This window comes from Sphingobacterium sp. DR205 (assembly GCF_011064245.1).
Taxonomy (GTDB): domain Bacteria; phylum Bacteroidota; class Bacteroidia; order Sphingobacteriales; family Sphingobacteriaceae; genus Sphingobacterium; species Sphingobacterium athyrii.
In genome coordinates this window covers 2,353,362-2,370,125 of record NZ_CP049333.1, presented here as the reverse complement: position 1 = coordinate 2,370,125, position 16,764 = coordinate 2,353,362, and the positions used below count along the sequence as shown (strand labels likewise).

The 16,764-nt window shown below is 40.1% G+C and carries 17 protein-coding genes and 1 riboswitch; of the genes, 11 read left to right on the top strand and 6 right to left on the bottom strand.

Going from position 1 to position 16,764, the window contains the following annotated elements; genetic code table 11:
- Positions 1-179: 179 nt before the first annotated feature.
- Positions 180-599, bottom strand: a complete 420-nt coding sequence (aroQ, locus tag G6053_RS09980; protein WP_165306338.1) for a type II 3-dehydroquinate dehydratase — start codon at positions 597-599, stop codon at positions 180-182.
- A gap of 195 nt (positions 600-794) precedes the next feature.
- Positions 795-2,468 (bottom strand): gliding motility protein RemB, encoded by a 1,674-nt coding sequence (locus G6053_RS09975; RefSeq protein ID WP_241254972.1) that lies wholly within the window; start codon positions 2,466-2,468, stop codon positions 795-797.
- Between the two features lie 196 nt (positions 2,469-2,664).
- Between G6053_RS09975 and G6053_RS09970 the strand changes: the two genes are divergently transcribed.
- From G6053_RS09970 to G6053_RS09955, 4 genes are all read left to right on the top strand, one after another.
- Entirely contained in the window at positions 2,665-4,080 is a 1,416-nt protein-coding gene (locus tag G6053_RS09970) for a glycoside hydrolase family 125 protein (protein WP_108632245.1), read from the top strand.
- Between the two features lie 54 nt (positions 4,081-4,134).
- On the top strand, positions 4,135-4,959 hold the full coding sequence (gene murI / locus G6053_RS09965; RefSeq protein WP_165306337.1) for a glutamate racemase: 825 nt from the start codon (positions 4,135-4,137) through the stop codon (positions 4,957-4,959).
- A gap of 70 nt (positions 4,960-5,029) precedes the next feature.
- Positions 5,030-5,275: a hypothetical protein gene (locus G6053_RS09960; protein WP_108632247.1), complete on the top strand. Its 246-nt coding sequence runs from the start codon at positions 5,030-5,032 to the stop codon at positions 5,273-5,275.
- Positions 5,276-5,440: 165 nt separating this feature from the next.
- Entirely contained in the window at positions 5,441-6,694 is a 1,254-nt protein-coding gene (locus tag G6053_RS09955; protein ID WP_165306336.1) for a PQQ-dependent sugar dehydrogenase, read from the top strand.
- A 436-nt stretch (positions 6,695-7,130) separates the two neighbouring features.
- On the opposite strand, the gene G6053_RS30900 is transcribed toward G6053_RS09955, so the two are convergent.
- Both G6053_RS30900 and rlmH read right to left on the bottom strand, forming a co-directional pair.
- Positions 7,131-7,259, bottom strand: coding sequence for a hypothetical protein (locus tag G6053_RS30900; protein ID WP_262507815.1), 129 nt, complete (start codon positions 7,257-7,259; stop codon positions 7,131-7,133).
- Between the two features lie 44 nt (positions 7,260-7,303).
- Positions 7,304-7,777 carry a 23S rRNA (pseudouridine(1915)-N(3))-methyltransferase RlmH gene (gene rlmH / locus G6053_RS09950; RefSeq protein ID WP_165306335.1) on the bottom strand — a complete coding sequence of 158 codons (474 nt, stop codon included), beginning with the start codon at positions 7,775-7,777 and terminating at the stop codon, positions 7,304-7,306.
- A gap of 138 nt (positions 7,778-7,915) precedes the next feature.
- Here rlmH and G6053_RS09945 point away from each other — a divergent pair, with 138 nt between their 5' ends.
- Positions 7,916-8,809: a DUF3078 domain-containing protein gene (locus G6053_RS09945; protein WP_165306334.1), complete on the top strand. Its 894-nt coding sequence runs from the start codon at positions 7,916-7,918 to the stop codon at positions 8,807-8,809.
- A 118-nt stretch (positions 8,810-8,927) separates the two neighbouring features.
- Here the strand turns inward: G6053_RS09945 and dnaB are convergent, their stop codons facing one another.
- Positions 8,928-10,541, bottom strand: coding sequence for a replicative DNA helicase (gene dnaB, locus G6053_RS09940; protein WP_104382556.1), 1,614 nt, complete (start codon positions 10,539-10,541; stop codon positions 8,928-8,930).
- A 414-nt stretch (positions 10,542-10,955) separates the two neighbouring features.
- Between dnaB and ubiE the strand changes: the two genes are divergently transcribed.
- The 6 genes from ubiE (at position 10,956) to G6053_RS09910 (ending at position 15,281) form a co-directional block, all read left to right on the top strand.
- Positions 10,956-11,696: a bifunctional demethylmenaquinone methyltransferase/2-methoxy-6-polyprenyl-1,4-benzoquinol methylase UbiE gene (ubiE, locus tag G6053_RS09935; RefSeq protein WP_165306333.1), complete on the top strand. Its 741-nt coding sequence runs from the start codon at positions 10,956-10,958 to the stop codon at positions 11,694-11,696.
- 81 nt (positions 11,697-11,777) lie between these two features.
- Positions 11,778-12,539, top strand: a complete 762-nt coding sequence (locus G6053_RS09930) for an SDR family oxidoreductase (protein WP_165306332.1) — start codon at positions 11,778-11,780, stop codon at positions 12,537-12,539.
- A 10-nt stretch (positions 12,540-12,549) separates the two neighbouring features.
- On the top strand, positions 12,550-12,999 hold the full coding sequence (locus G6053_RS09925) for a GatB/YqeY domain-containing protein (RefSeq protein WP_108632252.1): 450 nt from the start codon (positions 12,550-12,552) through the stop codon (positions 12,997-12,999).
- Between the two features lie 91 nt (positions 13,000-13,090).
- On the top strand, positions 13,091-13,546 hold the full coding sequence (locus tag G6053_RS09920) for a GNAT family N-acetyltransferase (RefSeq protein ID WP_206531916.1): 456 nt from the start codon (positions 13,091-13,093) through the stop codon (positions 13,544-13,546).
- A 9-nt stretch (positions 13,547-13,555) separates the two neighbouring features.
- The gene (locus G6053_RS09915; RefSeq protein ID WP_108632254.1) at positions 13,556-13,930 is read left to right on the top strand and encodes a DUF423 domain-containing protein; all 375 of its coding nucleotides are present in this window, start codon (positions 13,556-13,558) and stop codon (positions 13,928-13,930) included.
- Between the two features lie 7 nt (positions 13,931-13,937).
- Positions 13,938-14,000, top strand: a riboswitch (Fluoride riboswitch).
- A 21-nt stretch (positions 14,001-14,021) separates the two neighbouring features.
- On the top strand, positions 14,022-15,281 hold the full coding sequence (locus G6053_RS09910) for a chloride channel protein (protein WP_241254971.1): 1,260 nt from the start codon (positions 14,022-14,024) through the stop codon (positions 15,279-15,281).
- Positions 15,282-15,354: 73 nt separating this feature from the next.
- Here G6053_RS09910 and mgtE read toward each other — a convergent pair whose 3' ends face one another.
- Complete coding sequence (gene mgtE, locus G6053_RS09905; RefSeq protein ID WP_108632256.1) at positions 15,355-16,671, bottom strand: magnesium transporter; 1,317 nt, start codon at positions 16,669-16,671, stop codon at positions 15,355-15,357.
- Between the last annotated feature and the right edge of the window lie 93 nt (positions 16,672-16,764).

The window sequence follows — 16,764 nt, the reverse complement described above, 5'->3', positions numbered from 1 at the left end:
TACCTTTATAAAAAGAAAAGCGGGAATTCCCGCTTTTCTTTTTATAAATAAATTACGCTTCGCATCCTGATTTCACTAAAATACCATTTTTCAGAAGTAGCCACGACACTTTTCAATGCGTTACATGATACCTGCAGCATTGCTGATGAGAACCAAACTAAGCTTTTACCGATAAGTTTTTAAACTAACAGCGCTTCGATGCCAAGCCGGTAACTATCCAATCCGAAACCACAAATCACTCCCCTGCAATTTTTGGCCAAGAAAGAATGATGACGAAATTCCTCCCGTTGATACACATTACTGATGTGAACTTCAATGACTGGTGTCTGAACAGCGGCAATAGCATCACCAATAGCAACAGAGGTATGCGTATATGCGCCAGCATTCATTACAATTCCATCGTACTCAAAGCCAACCTCATGAATTTTATCAATTAATATCCCTTCGGAATTGCTCTGAAAATATTCCAGTTGAATCGTTGAAAAGCGTTTTTTCAATTCCTCGAAATAACTCAGGAAATCCTGACTTCCATAGATTGACTTTTCCCTAACACCCAATAGATTTAAATTTGGGCCATTTAACACAAGGATTTTTTTCATCCGTATTTAATAATTTAGACAATATTAGCGATTCGATCCATACCGGCTACCTTTGGTAACTGTAGCAGAGACCTCAAAGGCTATGAAACAGTTTTATTAAACAAGAAACATCATAATTATACATTCCATATAAGGCTTGAATAATCATGATGTTTTCATAAGCTCAATAATGTGCTTCAAATATATAAAAACTTCCTATAAATCGTTATAGATTGCTCTGAAACTCGAACGAAGTCCAAATGTAAACACCCCTGATTTATTCACGACAGGCGTCTCGTACTGTGCTTTGGCATAACGTTGCATATAGCCTAATTCTAGCCGAAGATTATATTTGGGATTGAGTACATATGCTGCTTTCGCATCGGCATAATAGATATTATTTTTGATCCCTTGCGCAATATGGTTTCCATACATATTTGGAATGGTGGTATACGATTGAAAGATATTCCCTCCCATATTGCTTCCGTCAGGCAGATCCAGTCCATTTTGTGTATACATCCCCTGCAATGAAAAGTCCCATCTGTCCCAAGCGTAGTTTACCAGACCGACCAATTCCCTGAAGTTAGCACCTTTTGGATGCGCCAATGGTTCGGCATTGTTGCTGTAGTTGGAATAGGATTTAAAGTGTGCATAGGTATAAGGCCTAGCTGTATTGTACTCCGCTAGGAAGTTTAGGTTTTTGACACCAAACATGTCGTAGCCTCTTAGCCCCAACTGCGCTCCCCATTTGTTATGTGCATAACCGTTGCCCGCAAAAAATTCCTTAGCCGTAAATTCGCCCAATAGAAACTGACCATAAACAGTCAAGTTATAAGGCAATTTATATTTTGAAGTAGCCCCTAAAAACATTTTATCCGGCGATGTGCGGTTATTGCTCTCGACAGGACGTATAAAGATAATCGGACTCAAATAACTGAAGTCAAATCCTCTTTTTCCACCCTCATCTTGTGCTGCCCAAACGACAGACTGAAAGAAACCAACGGATAATTTATTGGTCACATTCCAATCCAGGTATTGAAAGGCTCCCCATTTTTTTCCATCGCCCAAACGTCTGTTATTTTGCCCTTCCATAGGGTAGGTCCCACTGATATCTTGTCTCGGATGCGTTGGATCATTCATATAGGCCCAGATGGAAGTATACTGTACATTCCCGATCGTACCGGTCAGTTTCAGATGCGCATAATTAGATGAAAAGTCAGAAAGCAACATCGAACGATAACCATCACCAATAAAATTCTTGTCGTAAGCGATGGTCGCTTGGATATACTTGTGCGCATCGTAGGTCATGCTTGCGGTCGCATACATCCAGTCCATTTTATTTTTCGACTGAAATTTGGTATTTCCCTGACCGGGAATTACTTTATTAGCCACAATATAATCATCCAGATATTTTGGAAAAACCGCCTGGCTTTCAAATGCAGATGAGTTAAATGTGAATTTATTCCCCACATTCAGTCCTACCTGAAATCCCCTTCCGTTCATCCATGTCCGACGTTTGTCACCCTGCATATCTTTTCCGATATACATATCCGGCAAAAAGTCGGCATAGAACGTGTAATCGTCTTTTTCTACTTGAACCAAATGTTCATTAAAGATCTTCCGCATGAACCAATTTGACGAAGAAACCGGTTTATTGGATTGTATCGAGTCAAATTTGGCCAGTAACAAAGAATCCTTGATGACAAATGGTTTAGCTGTTGTGTGCATTCTCGTCTCCGTTGAATACACAACGTCGTTCATTTTCTGATAGAAATGATACGAATACGGCTGACTTTTAATTTGCCCAAACCCTGCAAAGGAGGCACTTACCCCGATGCCAGCCAGCACAATTCGAAGTAAATTACTTTTTTTTGATATATTAAGCCCCATAAAATTATTTCAAAGATTATTTCTTCTAGCAAAATGCATTCCTAACTGCAAATTAACCGAATAAAAATGACTTTATTCACATTCGAAGTCAATATTATAATGCTAAATCGTATTTGCTGTTCGTTATATTCAAAAATATTTATATCTTGCATCTTAGTAAATAACCTTGTATAACAAAAAATCAGCCCTAATAAGCATGAAACGCAGAACATTTATCCAAAACGCAACCTTATTGACAGCAGGTGCATTTGCAAGCAAATTTTCTTTTGCTCAGGAACATTCTTTTCCTGCCGTGCGTACGCCTAAAGAAAAACGACTTTTTTCCAGTAAAGTAGTCGAAGATGCAATCGCAGAATTTCAAAAAAACACAAAAAATAAGGAGTTAGCTTGGTTATTTAACAATTGTTTTCCGAACACATTGGACACCACAGTATTCCCTTATGTTCAGAATGGAAGAAACTATACCTACGTCATCACGGGAGATATTGACGCCATGTGGCTTCGTGACAGTAGTGCTCAGGTATGGCCCTATCTTCCTTTCATGAAAAAAGATAAAAAATTACAGGATCTCATCGTTGGTTTAATTCAAAAACAGAGCAAATGCATTAACATCGATCCATATGCCAATGCTTTTTACAATGATCCAACTAAAAAGGGAGAATGGTTTAGTGACCATACCAGCATGAAACCCGGAATTCATGAAAGGAAGTGGGAAATCGACTCGCTATGTTATCCGATTCGACTGGCTTATCATTATTGGAAAGAAACAAATGACAGCAGCCCATTTAATGAAGAATGGTTGGAAGCTCAACATAAAATTTATCAGACTTTTGTTGAACAGCAACGTAAAGATAATTTAGGACCTTATAAATTTGAACGGACAACCTCCAGAGGATCCGACACCTTACAGGTTGATGGCTATGGTTATCCCGTCAACCCCGTGGGTTTGATCTGTTCGAGCTTTAGACCTTCGGATGATTCAACTATTTTCTCGTTTTTGATTCCTTCCAACTTATTTGCGGTTGTTAGCTTGAGACAAGCTGCTGAAATTCTTAAAAAGGTTAAAAACGAACAGGCACTTGCATCAAAAATGGAAGCACTCGCCAATGAAGTAGAAGCAGCCGTAAATAAATATGGAATTATCGATCACCCAACACTGGGAAAGATCTATGCTTTTGAAGTAGACGGCTATTCAAGTCACTTAATGATGGATGACGCCAATATCCCAAGTTTATTGGCTCTGCCTTATTTAGGCGCCGTCGACATCCATGATGAAGTCTATCAGCGCACACGTAATTTTGTTCTGTCTGACAAGAACCCATTCTTCTTTAAAGGTACTGCAGCCGAAGGCATTGGCGGTCCCCACATCGGTCGTGACATGATTTGGCCGATGTCCATTATTATGCGCGCACAGACGTCGACAAATGATGAGGAGATCCGTAACTGTATCAAAACGTTAGTGAGTACACACGGCGGAACAGGATTTATGCATGAATCCTTCCATAAAAACGATCCAAAAAAATTCACCAGACATTGGTTTGCCTGGACCAATACATTATTTGGCGAATTAATTTGGAAAATATATAAAGAGAAACCATCTTTGCTTCAGTAAAACTGAATCTTATAACGCAATGTTATAGGTGGATGTAACTTATAGCATTGCGTTATGGATAATACATTAACTTCTGGTCCTATTGGAATTTTCGACTCCGGCTATGGAGGCCTGTCGGTATTCAGGGAAATTCAACAGCTTTTGCCCCAATATGACTATATCTATTTAGGCGACAATGCACGTGTCCCCTACGGTACGCGTTCGTTTGAGACCGTGTATGCCTATACCAAACAATGTGTATTTAAACTATTTGATCTAGGCTGTAATCTCGTTATTTTAGCCTGTAATACTGCTTCGGCGAAGGCGTTACGAACGATTCAGCAAAACGATCTTCCACCGGGAAAAAAAGTTCTTGGTGTCATCAGGCCAACAACAGAAATCATCCATAATTATACGAAAACAAATAAAATCGGTATCCTTGCCACAACAGGAACTGTAAAATCAGAATCCTATAAAATAGAGGTCCATAAATTCAATCCGGAAATTGAAGTATTTCAACACGACTGTCCTTTTTGGGTTCCTTTGGTCGAAAACAACGAAATTAACACGGAAGGAGCACACTATTTTGTTCAAAAGGATATCCATGAGCTATTACAGCAATGTGATCAAATTGACACCATTGTTTTAGCGTGTACACACTATCCCCTACTATTGCCTGTCATCGAAAAATATGTCCCCAAAAATGTCAATATTATTTCCCAGGGACCTATTGTTGCCAACAGCCTACAGGATTACCTGCACCGACATGTCGAAATAGAGGCCTGCTGTTCCAAAAACAGTCAATTGGCCTTCTACACTACGGATGACCCCAGGGATTTTGAAACCAAAGCAAAAATATTCTTTGGAAAAGAGGTGGATGCAAGCCATATCAGCGTTTAAAAATAAAAAGCGATGAATTTTTAAAACTATTGTCGTTTACTTTTCGTTATTCCTGATAAAGGAGCGTACAATGAAAAAGAATTTTATAACCATCGCATATAATGAGGAAACACAACATTGTGAATCCAAAGAGTTTTCAACTTTCCAGGAAAGCGCGGACTATTTTAAAACTTTTGAGACTTCTGCTCAGCCAAACTATGTTCCCGTATGCATCTACAATTTAAGCACCAATGCAACATTAGAAGTGAGCGATTATTTTGTCAACAAAGAAAATGAGCTGCAAAAGATATTGACACATTGTTTGAATATGCCTTAGCCTAGACACCGAAACCGTCAACAGAATGGGCGAAGTTTTTATCTTTCTCATTTTTAATGATGTTGTGATAAATGTCGATAAATTTATTACATGATATCAGAAAGCATTTCATTAATTTTTAATATCTTCAACGGAACAATAAGACAAAAAAATAAGTCATCAACAATGAAAACCAAACTGACAATAAGCCTTTTAACGATATCACTAGGCCTGACCGCCTGTAATTCCAATCATGCAAATTCAAATTCCGGTTCAGATAGCACATCAAATCCGGGTACGGATACGACTAGCTATCCACCAGTCGAAACTCAAAAAGCAAATACGGATTACAAACCTGCTTTTGCCGGACAAACCAGAATCGCCGGAGCGAAAACAACCTCCGCCTTTGAAGGCAAAGTTATTGCCGAAGGATTAAAGTCCCCTTGGGGCATTGCAGCGCTACCGGATGGTAGATTATTGATCACAGAAAAAGAAGGTGATATGCGTATCGCAAGTGCCGACGGGAAATTAAGCGAGCCAATTAAAGGCCTCCCTGCGGTGAATAGCAGCGGTCAGGGCGGATTGCTCGGATTGAGACTCGATCCGGATTTTGCAACAAACCGAATGGTATATTGGGTATTTTCGGACAATACTCCTGCAGGAACGTTAACGGCTGTTGCCAAAGGTAAGCTTTCTGCTGACGAGAAATCATTCGAGGGTGCGAAGGTTATCTATCAGGCAACTCCAGCCCATAAGGGCAACCTGCACTATGGTGGGCGAATAGTTTTCGATAAAGAAGGGAACATTATTTTTACTACCGGTGAACGCTCTGATTTGGTCACCAGACCTTTGGCTCAGGATTTAAATGCGGCTCTGGGTAAGATTTTACGCATTACAAAAGATGGAAAACCGGCACCCGGCAATCCATTTATAGGAAAAGCAAATGCACGACCAGAGATATACAGCTATGGACACCGTAATCCGCAGGGACTTGCGTTTCATCCTGAAACCGGCGATTTATGGGAAACTGAATTTGGCCCTCGTGGTGGAGATGAACTCAATAGGGTCCAAGCCGGTAAAAATTATGGTTGGCCTACCATTACCTATGGAATAGAATATAAAGGCGATAAAGTTGGCGCAGGTATACAGCAAAAAGATGGGCTTGAGCAACCTGTTTATTATTGGGACCCTGTCCTCTCCCCGAGCGGAATTACATTTTATACCGGACAGAACATTCCCGAATGGAAGAATAACCTCTTTATTTGCGGCCTGAGCAGTACCCATATCGCCCGGATTATCTTAAAAGACAATAAAGTGGTTGGCGAAGAACGCTTACTCGGCAGTGAGGGGCAACGATTCAGAGATATTACGCAAGGACAGGATGGTGCGCTATATGCCATTACTGATCTCGGCAGATTATATAAAATAGACAAAAAGTAAATTTAATAAAGATAAGTAGCCCCGATGTGGGGCTACTTATTACGTCTTATGTCCACCTTCCTATTCTTCCAATTTTATTTTATCAGATATCGATAAACCGATCAGATCACGAAAGGCAATTTGGCATAAAGCTAAAGTTTGGCGTGATTATTGACAATATCTAGTCGAAACAATAAAATATTATATGGTAAAAAAAGAAAAAATGAAAAAATTATTAGAAATTAATCCCTTATCGTTCTATGTGACCAATTGGGGATTTGTAAACAACACCGAACCAAAAAGAACGCGCAAAACTGGCCAACCTTCTCCGAAAAATTAGGCGTTCTTCTCTAAACATTCCAATCAAATTTATTAAAATCATCTGCTGATATCCTCCATACGGATATTAAGTAAGAGATTTATTCTTTTACTCCTACCGTAATTAGAGGATATCAAATTATGCAAAGTAAATTGCCAATAAAATAACAATAACGATACATGCTATCATAATGTATTTATTCAATTGGCTATTTTTCTCTCCTTCATCACTTTTATAGTGATAATCACGTTTGTTCGGCAAATTCATAAGTCTGTTTTTATTAATGATGAAGTTACGGACTTTTTTCCATATTATTCATGATGATAAGGTTCGCCTTTCATAATAGAAAAGGCTCGATAAAGCTGTTCCGTAAAGAATAAACGGATCATTTGATGCGAAAAAGTCATCTTCGACAAAGACATTTTGGAATTTGCACGATCATAGATTTTTTGATCAAAACCATAAGGACCACCGATAATAAACACCATATGCTGTACACTATTGACCATCATTTTCTCCAAATATGCGGAAAAGTCCAGGGAACGGAACTCCTTACCAAATTCATCCAGTAAAATGACCATATCCTGCGGCTGCAATTGTTTTAAAATCAATCCAGCTTCCTTGTCCTTTTGCTGCTCCTCAGAGAGACTTTTGCTATTTTTAATATCCGGTATTACCATGATAGTAAAGTTTACATAGAACTTTAGTCTTTTGATGTATTTGTCGATTCCTTCGATCAAGTATTTATCATCCGTTTTTCCAATACAAAGCAACGTTATTTTCATAATATCTAATAAGTTGCCAAAGTTCCAATTTTATTTAAAATATCCGTAAACAAAAAGCTATAAAACAATAAACAATATTATTCGTTTAGTTATAGAACAATTATTTTCGCAATAATGCACAAAAACCAAATTTTTAGTATGAAAAAAATTAAATCGATCTTTCTTATTGCACTATGTTTATTTGGCTTTCGAAGTTATAGTCAGCAAGCTCTTCCAGACACCAGTAAAATATGGACGATCAAAGGTGAAAACACTTTTCTAATTAACCAAAGTTCATTTTCCAATTGGGCGGCGGGGGGTGTCAATTCATTCTCCGGAAACCTTACCTTAAATTATGATTTCAATTATAAAAAAGATAAGTGGTCCTGGGACAACAAGGTGCTAGCGGCATACGGTTTAACTTTTCAAAAAGAATCTGACTGGCGCAAAAATGATGATAGATTGGTATTGAACAGTTTATTGGGGCATCAGGCCTCACAATACTGGTTATATACTTTTTTCTTGAATTTTAATACGCAGTTTGCCGATGGATTTGATTATACAAAAACTCCGAAAGAACGTATTTCGCGATTCCTAGCTCCGGCATATTTAAGCTTTGGCCCCGGTTTTGCCTACAAAAAATCGGATAACCTGAGGTTCAATCTGTCCCCAGCAGCAGTAAGATTCGTGTTCGTCAGCGACACGCTTCTTTCAACACGATATGGTCTAGATCCCGGAAAAAAAGTAAGAACCGAGTTCGGTGCCTCTTTTGACGCATACTACAAAGTAAACCTGATGGAGAATGTTTCCTTTGAAAATATTTTAAAACTCTATTCAAATTACCTGGACAAGCCGCAGAATGTTGACATAGACTACACCGCGAATCTATTCATGAAGGTCAATAAGTTTATTACCGTAAACGCCGGCGTACAAATGATCTATGACGACAACACCGCCATTCCGATTATTGAAGAAGGAAAAGAAGTCGGAAAAAGAAACTCCGCATTACAGATCAGACAAATCGTCGGAGCTGGAGTAACCTATAAATTTTAGTTGCAATAATCAATTCCACATCGAAAAAAAGAACAAAAATGCATTGAATAGAATTAAAAAAAGCCGAAATGTATTATTTCGGCTTTCTCATTTATGGATACTCGTGTAAAATTACATATTAAAATGGTGCATCGTCAGGCATATCGTTCATCCGTGAAGGCATGGTAATGCCACCACTAAAACCTGCTCCACCAAAGTCGTCGCCAAAATTTGGAGACGGATTCAATGCAGATGCAGAGAATGTGGCTGGCGCATCGCCAAAACCGTCACCCCCACCCATTCCGGAAAACTCGTCTTCAAGATCGACAAATTTAACAAATTTACCGACGAAACGAAGCGGCACGATCCCTGTTTCACCATTACGGTGCTTCGCAATAATAACTTCACCCACACCTGCCGTCGGACGTCCTTCCTCATCTTCTGTCAAACCATAATATTCTGGTCTGTATAAGAAAAGTACCATATCGGCATCCTGCTCAATAGACCCCGACTCACGCAAATCGGATAACATTGGCCGCTTACTATTTCCAGGTCTGGATTCCACCGCACGACTCAATTGCGACAAGGCCAAAACTGGAATATTCAACTCTTTCGCGACAGATTTCAGAGCACGGGAAATACTACCGATTTCTTGTTCCCTGTTTCCCCCACCTTTGCCTTCTGCTTTACCGTGCATCAATTGCAAATAATCGACAATCACCATTTGGATATCATATTGTGCTTTTAGACGACGGCATTTTGCCCTAAATTCAAATACGTTCAGCGCAGGAGTATCATCAATGATAATCGGAGCGTCTGTCAGTCGTCCGATACGAGAGTGCAATTGCTGCCATTCATGATCTGCGAGGTTACCTTTTTTTAGTTTTTCCTGCTCAATTTCAGTTTCCCCAGCGATCAGACGATTAACCAACTGAACCGATGACATCTCTAGCGAGAATACTGCTACAGCTTTACCGTGTTCTACCGCCGCATTTCGCGCGACAGACAATACAAATGCCGTTTTACCCATCGCTGGACGTGCAGCAATAATCACCAGATCCGAAGGCTGCCAGCCAGAAGTCATACGATCAAGCGCCGTTAGCCCTGATGGCACACCGGTCAGACCGTCCGTGCGATCACGTAACATCTCAAGATTCGAGATGGCTTCACGCATAATATCGTCCATCTTGCGGGAATCTCTTCTCAAGTTATTTTGTGCAATATCAAACAAGCTCTTTTCGGCATGGTCCAGGAGATCGAAAATATCGGAGGTCTCGTCGTAGGAGCTATTGATAATTTCAGTCGAAACTTTGATCAGTTCCCTTTGAATATATTTTTGAGAAATAATCCGTGCATGGTATTCAATATTAGCCGCTGAAACTACGCGGTCGGTCAGTTGCGTAATATAATAAGCTCCGCCTACCATTTCCAGCGCACCCATTCTCCGCAACTCGGATGTAACCGTCAAAATATCAATCGGCGAGGTCTTTTGGAATAAACCAAATATCGCTTCAAAAATCTTCTGATGCGATTCCTTATAGAAAGACTCAGGTTTTAAAATATCAATAATCTCGCTCAGTGCATTTTTCTCAAGCATCAATGCGCCCAAAACAGCTTCTTCAAGATCTACCGCCTGTGGTGGTAGCTTCCCTAAGCCGCTTACCATATTGTTTAATTTGGTACGGCGCTCACCATAATTACCTCTTTTGTTATTATCCGTATTATTCGCCTCAAAATTGCTCTCGTTCATCATGATATTATATCCGAAATATAGCTTCCCAGCTCTTAAATTTAAGATGGGATAACAAATGTATAAAAAATAAAATTCACCACGAGGATGAATTACAAACAGCAGATTTAGTTGTTCAGCCATCAACTGTCAAAACGCTTTGAAGGACACAGTTTTACCACTCTACTTATTAACACAATATGTGGAAAACATGTTGAAAATAAAAAACAAGCCCTTAAAATCAATACATTAAAAAGTGTTGATAACTTAAACCATTGTGAATAAGCAAAATTCCACAAATTCAAAATAGCAGCATTTATTTCCTATTAAAGACTGTCATAACATCTCCTTGATCAGACAGGAAAAATCTCAGCTTTAAATCGAAAAACAAATCCCATTTTAAGCATTAAAAATATACTTATATTGTATATTTGTAAAATGACGCACGATTCTTCAACATTAAAGCCCTATAAAGACGCCAACGACGGCAAGAAAAAACAGGTCGCGGATATGTTCAACAATATTTCCCATTCCTACGATTTCTTAAACCACTTCATGTCTCTGGGGATTGATATTATATGGCGCAAGAAAGCCATCAATGCCTTAAAATCCATCAAACCTCAACTGATGCTGGATGTGGCAACCGGAACTGGGGATTTTGCATTGGAATCCATCAAAATATTGAACCCAAAAAAAATCATTGGGGTTGATATCTCGCAGGGTATGCTTGATGTTGCTAAAAAGAAAATCGCAAACAAAGGGTTGGAAAATCAATTTGAAGTACAATTAGGCGATTCGGAGAGGCTTCAATTTGATGACAATACTTTTGACGCCGTGACCGTTGCATTTGGTGTCCGCAATTTTGAGAACTTAGAAAGGGGACTGTCCGATATCTACCGAGTATTGAAACCGGGTGGCAAAGCCGTTATTTTGGAGTTTTCAAATCCAAAAAAATTCCCAATAAAACAACTCTATAATTTTTACTTCAAATATGTAACACCGACTATTGGAAAGTTCTTTTCAAAAGATGCCAGTGCTTACGAATATCTACCGGAATCTGTTGCTCAGTTTCCCGATGGACAGAAATTTGTTGCTATAAATAAAAAGGCTGGCTTTGACCAAACGATTGTAAAACCCCAGACGTTCGGTATCTGTACGATTTATATCGCTACAAAATAAGTCAATAAACGATTCCACAGCTACATTTTAGCATAAAAAGACGGTCAATATCGAGTTTTAATATTTCAACTAGTAACATATATGAGAAAGACAGTTTTCATCACAGGAGCAAGTTCAGGTATTGGCCAGGCCTGTGCTGAAGTATTGGCGAAGGAAGGCTACAATCTTTTACTTTGTGCCCGCAGACTAAATCGTTTGGATGAATTAAAGGAAAAACTGAGTTCAACCTATCCGGATATCAAAATTCATACCTTTGAATTAGACGTCAGAGATTCAGAGCAGGTCCAGAATCAAATAGATGGTTTGCCGCATGAATGGAAAAAAATCCATGTGTTGATTAATAATGCCGGACTTAGTCAAGGTCTGGATCCTATTCAGGATGGCGATATCGGTGACTGGGACAGAATGATCGATACCAACGTCAAGGGCTTGCTTTATGTGAGCAAAGCAGTTATCCCACTCATGGATACTGAAAATGGGGCACATATCGTCAATTTAGGATCTATAGCCGGAAAAGAGGTTTATCCCAATGGTAATGTGTACTGTGCGACAAAACATGCCGTCGACGCGTTAACAAAAGCAATGCGTATCGACCTGCTTTCCAAAGGCATAAAAGTTAGTTCCATTGATCCCGGAATGGTCGAGACAGAGTTCTCCGAAGTTCGTTTTCATGGCGACAAGGAACGGGCAAAAAACGTCTATGTAGGCGTACAGCCCCTCACCGGAACCGACATCGCTGAAACAATACTTTTTGTCATCACTAGACCGGCGCATGTGAACATCAACGATCTATTAATAATGCCCACAGCTCAGGCTACGGGCACGATTGTCAATCGAAAATAATTAAAACATCATGTCATTAGAAACACAAATAAATCAAGACATTAAAGCGGCAATGATCGCAAAAGACACCGCAACATTGCGTGGATTACGTGCCATCAAAGCAGCTATTCTTCTTGCTAAAACTGAAAAAGGTCATGCAGAAGAGCTAAATCAGGAAGCAGAAATTAAAGTTTTACAAAAACTGGTAAAACAACGCCGTGAATCGGCTGAAATCTATAAGAATCAAAACCGTGAAGATCTTTATCAAATTGAGGTAGAAGAAGAAAAAGTGATCGAAGCCTACCTTCCTAAACAAATGAGCAAAGAGGAAGTAGAGTCCGTTATCAAAGCAATCATTGCAGAGACCGGCGCTTCATCCATTAAGGAAATGGGAAAAGTAATGGGTGCTGCCAATCAAAAATTAGCTGGTCAAGCCGACGGGAAGACAATCTCTGAGGTCGTAAAAAGCCTATTGGCGTAATCACCCCATTAACATAACATCAATCGAGTTACCGACCAATTGCTCCTGCGGTAGGGTCGGTAACTCGATTTGTCCCTCTTCATTAACCATCATGGATTATAATTGGAAACTTAAGAATTTTGACGAACTGACGAACCGGGAACTGTACCGCCTTTTAAAATTGCGTACGGAGGTTTTTGTGCTGGAACAAGCGTGTTTATATCCGGAACTGGATGATAAAGATTATGTCTGCCGACATCTTTGGGCGGAAAAGGATGGAGAGATTGTCGCCTATACCCGTTTGGTTCCGCCAGGAATTTCATACCCACAAGCGTCCATAGGGCGTGTAATTGTTGCGAAGGAGACGCGAGGAACAGGCTTAAGCCAGCTGCTGATGCATAAATCCATCGCCGCTACGCTAGAAGCGTTCGGAACGCAGGATATTCAAATCGGTGCCCAATTTCACTTAAAGTCATTCTATGAGAAATTAGGATTTGAACAAAATTCCGAACCTTATCCTGACTACGGGATTCTCCACATAGACATGACTAAATCAGTTCTTAAATAAATAATATTTATGAATCACATTGTAATCATTACCGCTGCATTATTGGGCGCTCTGGCCATTATATTAGGTGCATTTGGCGCACATGCATTCAAAAAAATTCTATCGGCTGAAAAGCTGGATTCGTTTGAGGTAGGCGTTCGATATCAAATGTATGCAGCCATCACGTTATTGGTTCTCGGACTAAACCTGTCCTTTGACTATCAGTCCGAACGGGTAGCCTATTACCTAATTACCTCGGGCACATTATTGTTTTCAGGAAGTATTTATTTTCTTTCCTTTGCGGAGTATTGGAAAAAAAACCTGAAGTTTCTTGGCCCCATCACTCCTTTAGGAGGATTACTCATGATAATGGGCTGGATTGCAATTATCATTCGTTTTTTATAACTTTGCATAACATAGTGGCAATGATGTCTGCCCAAAACCGCCCTAATAAGCTGATGACGTCTACTTTTAGTATAAAAACAACAGATTTTATATGAGTAGACTTATGGCTATCAAAACTTCAAATCAAACAGCGCAAAACAAGTTTTATTTCATTTCCAAATGGCTGATTACCTGCTGTATGGTAGGCTTTAGCGTTGGGTCAATCTGCGCATTCTTTCTTTTTTCGCTGAATTGGGTCACCGCATATAGAGAAAACAATTCCTGGATTATCTACGGATTACCGCTTGCGGGTCTGATCATTGCCTTATCCTATCAGCGTTGGGGTAATCCCTCCAGTAAAGGGAACAACCTCCTGATTGAAGAATACCTTTATCCACAGCGCCGGATACCGCTCATCATGGCACCTCTTGTCTTATTCGGAACTTTGCTCACCCATCTGTTTGGGGGATCGGCCGGACGTGAGGGAACGGCGGTCCAGATTGGCGGGGCAATATCCGACCAACTCAACCGTTGGTTTAATTTCGGCAAAACCGAACGTCGTATCTTGATATCCATTGGCATTACAGCAGGTTTTGCCGCCGTCTTTGGCACCCCACTTGCCGGAGCCGTCTTTGGCCTTGAAGTTCTCCTCATTGGCAAAAAAAGATATTTTGGGCTACTCCCCTGCATGCTCACAGCCTATATTGCACACTTTAGTTGTCAGTTGTGGAATATCCCGCACACACATTATCCTATACATGATAGTATCCCCGCAATATCTTTAAGCAATATTGGCCTTAGCCTGATTGCCGGGATTTTATTCGGCGCGGCAGCCCGGTTGTTTACTTTCACGGGAGACTTTTTCAGCGCCCAATTTAAAAAGATCAGATCCCCGCTATTCAGACCCGTTATCGGTGGTATTATCATCGTGATTACGGTGGTATCGCTAAAAAGCACAAAATATATCGGCTTGGGTATTCCAATGATACAGGAAGCTTTTAACAATCCTTCGGATTATTATGATTTCCTCATCAAATTGGTGCTAACCACATTTACGCTTTCTGCTGGCTTTAAAGGCGGTGAAGTGACCCCATTATTTTTTATTGGAGCTACGCTTGGCAGTGCGCTGAGTACGGTTATCCCGCTCCCTTTAGGGCTGCTGGCCGCCATGGGCTTTGTTGCCGTATTCTCAGGCGCCACAAATACGCCACTGGCCTGTATCATTATGGGCTATGAGCTTTTTGGTTTTCAACCTGTCGTTTTTATAGCAATTGCTTGCATAGCCGCATTTATATTTTCTGGAAAAAAAGGAATTTATGTCGCTCAAAAAGGGGGAATTAAAGAAAAATTGTACCGAAGATTGAATCTGTAACTCAGTCCATAAAAAAAGCATAAAATCAGTCCCTGATTTTATGCTTTTCATCGCTATTTTTTTTCAAACAGGCCTACAATAATTTGCCCTGCAAAAAGAACGCTGCAACGGTAAAATAAATAATCAAGCCGGAGACATCAACCAAAGTGGCCACAAAAGGTGCCGATGCCGTGGCTGGATCCAAACCGAATCGACGTAGAATAAAAGGAATAAATGAACCCGACAAAGTTCCCCATAACACGATAAACACCAACGAAACCGCCACAGTAAGACCTATTGCAATCCAATAAGGGCCATAGTCATATAAACCAAGAAAATGCCAGGCCAATATCCTAAGAAAACCAATGGCGCCCAATATACTGCCCAAAATCAGTCCCGAAGAAACTTCCCTTTTCATGACATACCACCAGTCCTTGAGTTTCAATTCACCCAAGGCCATGGCACGAATAATAAGTGAGGCAGCCTGCGAGCCCGAATTTCCACCACTGGAAATAATCAGCGGAACAAACAACGCCAATACAACCGCCTTTTCCAATTCCCCTTCAAAGAAACCCATGGCAGAAGCGGTAAGCATCTCACTGAAAAATAATATAATAAGCCATCCGGCCCGTTTTTGTACTAACTGAAGTAATGGCGTCTTTGTATAAGCCAGATCCAGCTCTTCCATCCCTCCAAATCGTTGAATATCTTCTGTGTCACGGTCTTCGATCCGGTCCAGCACATCATCAAAGGTCACAATCCCAACCAATACACCCGCTTCGGTAATAATAGGTAAGGCACTTCGATCGTATTTTTGGAAGATTTCGAAAGCCTCCTCCATCGGAGTTGAGGCTTTAATTGCTGCAAAATTATAGTCAATTAGATCCGAAATCTTTGTGGAACCATCAGACAATAGCAATTGACCGATCTTCAAATCATCAATCAAAACATTCTTCTCATCAACGACATAAATGAAATTGAGTGTCTCAGCCTTTCTTCCGAAGACTTTAATATGCCGAAAAACATCATCCACCGTATAATAGGGACGTACCTGTACATACATGGGTGTCATTAGACGGGCAATACTGTCCTCTTTATATCCGATCAACTCCAGCGCCATCTGCTTTTCACGCTCGTTCAAGAGATTGATCAAATATTTGATCAGATCATCCGGTAGCTCAGAAAGCAACTCGTTTCGCGTATCCGGCTTAAGGTTATTCAGCAATTCGGACAATTCCTGCTCGGTCATTGATTTAATCAATGTGTATTGGACATCTACTTCCAAAAATGAAAAGATTTCCAATCTATCCTCTAAAGGATAGTCCATAAAATGTTGATGTTGCTCACCTTTAGTTAGACGCGATATTTCTTCCGCAATATCGGCTGGGTGCAATGCTGAATTTTGTTCCATTGGAAGAATATTTTAATGGATTTAGCGCAAAAGTAGCTTATTTTGTATGATATCCAATCATCTACAAAAGTATTTTTTAAGAAGGAAAGGCAC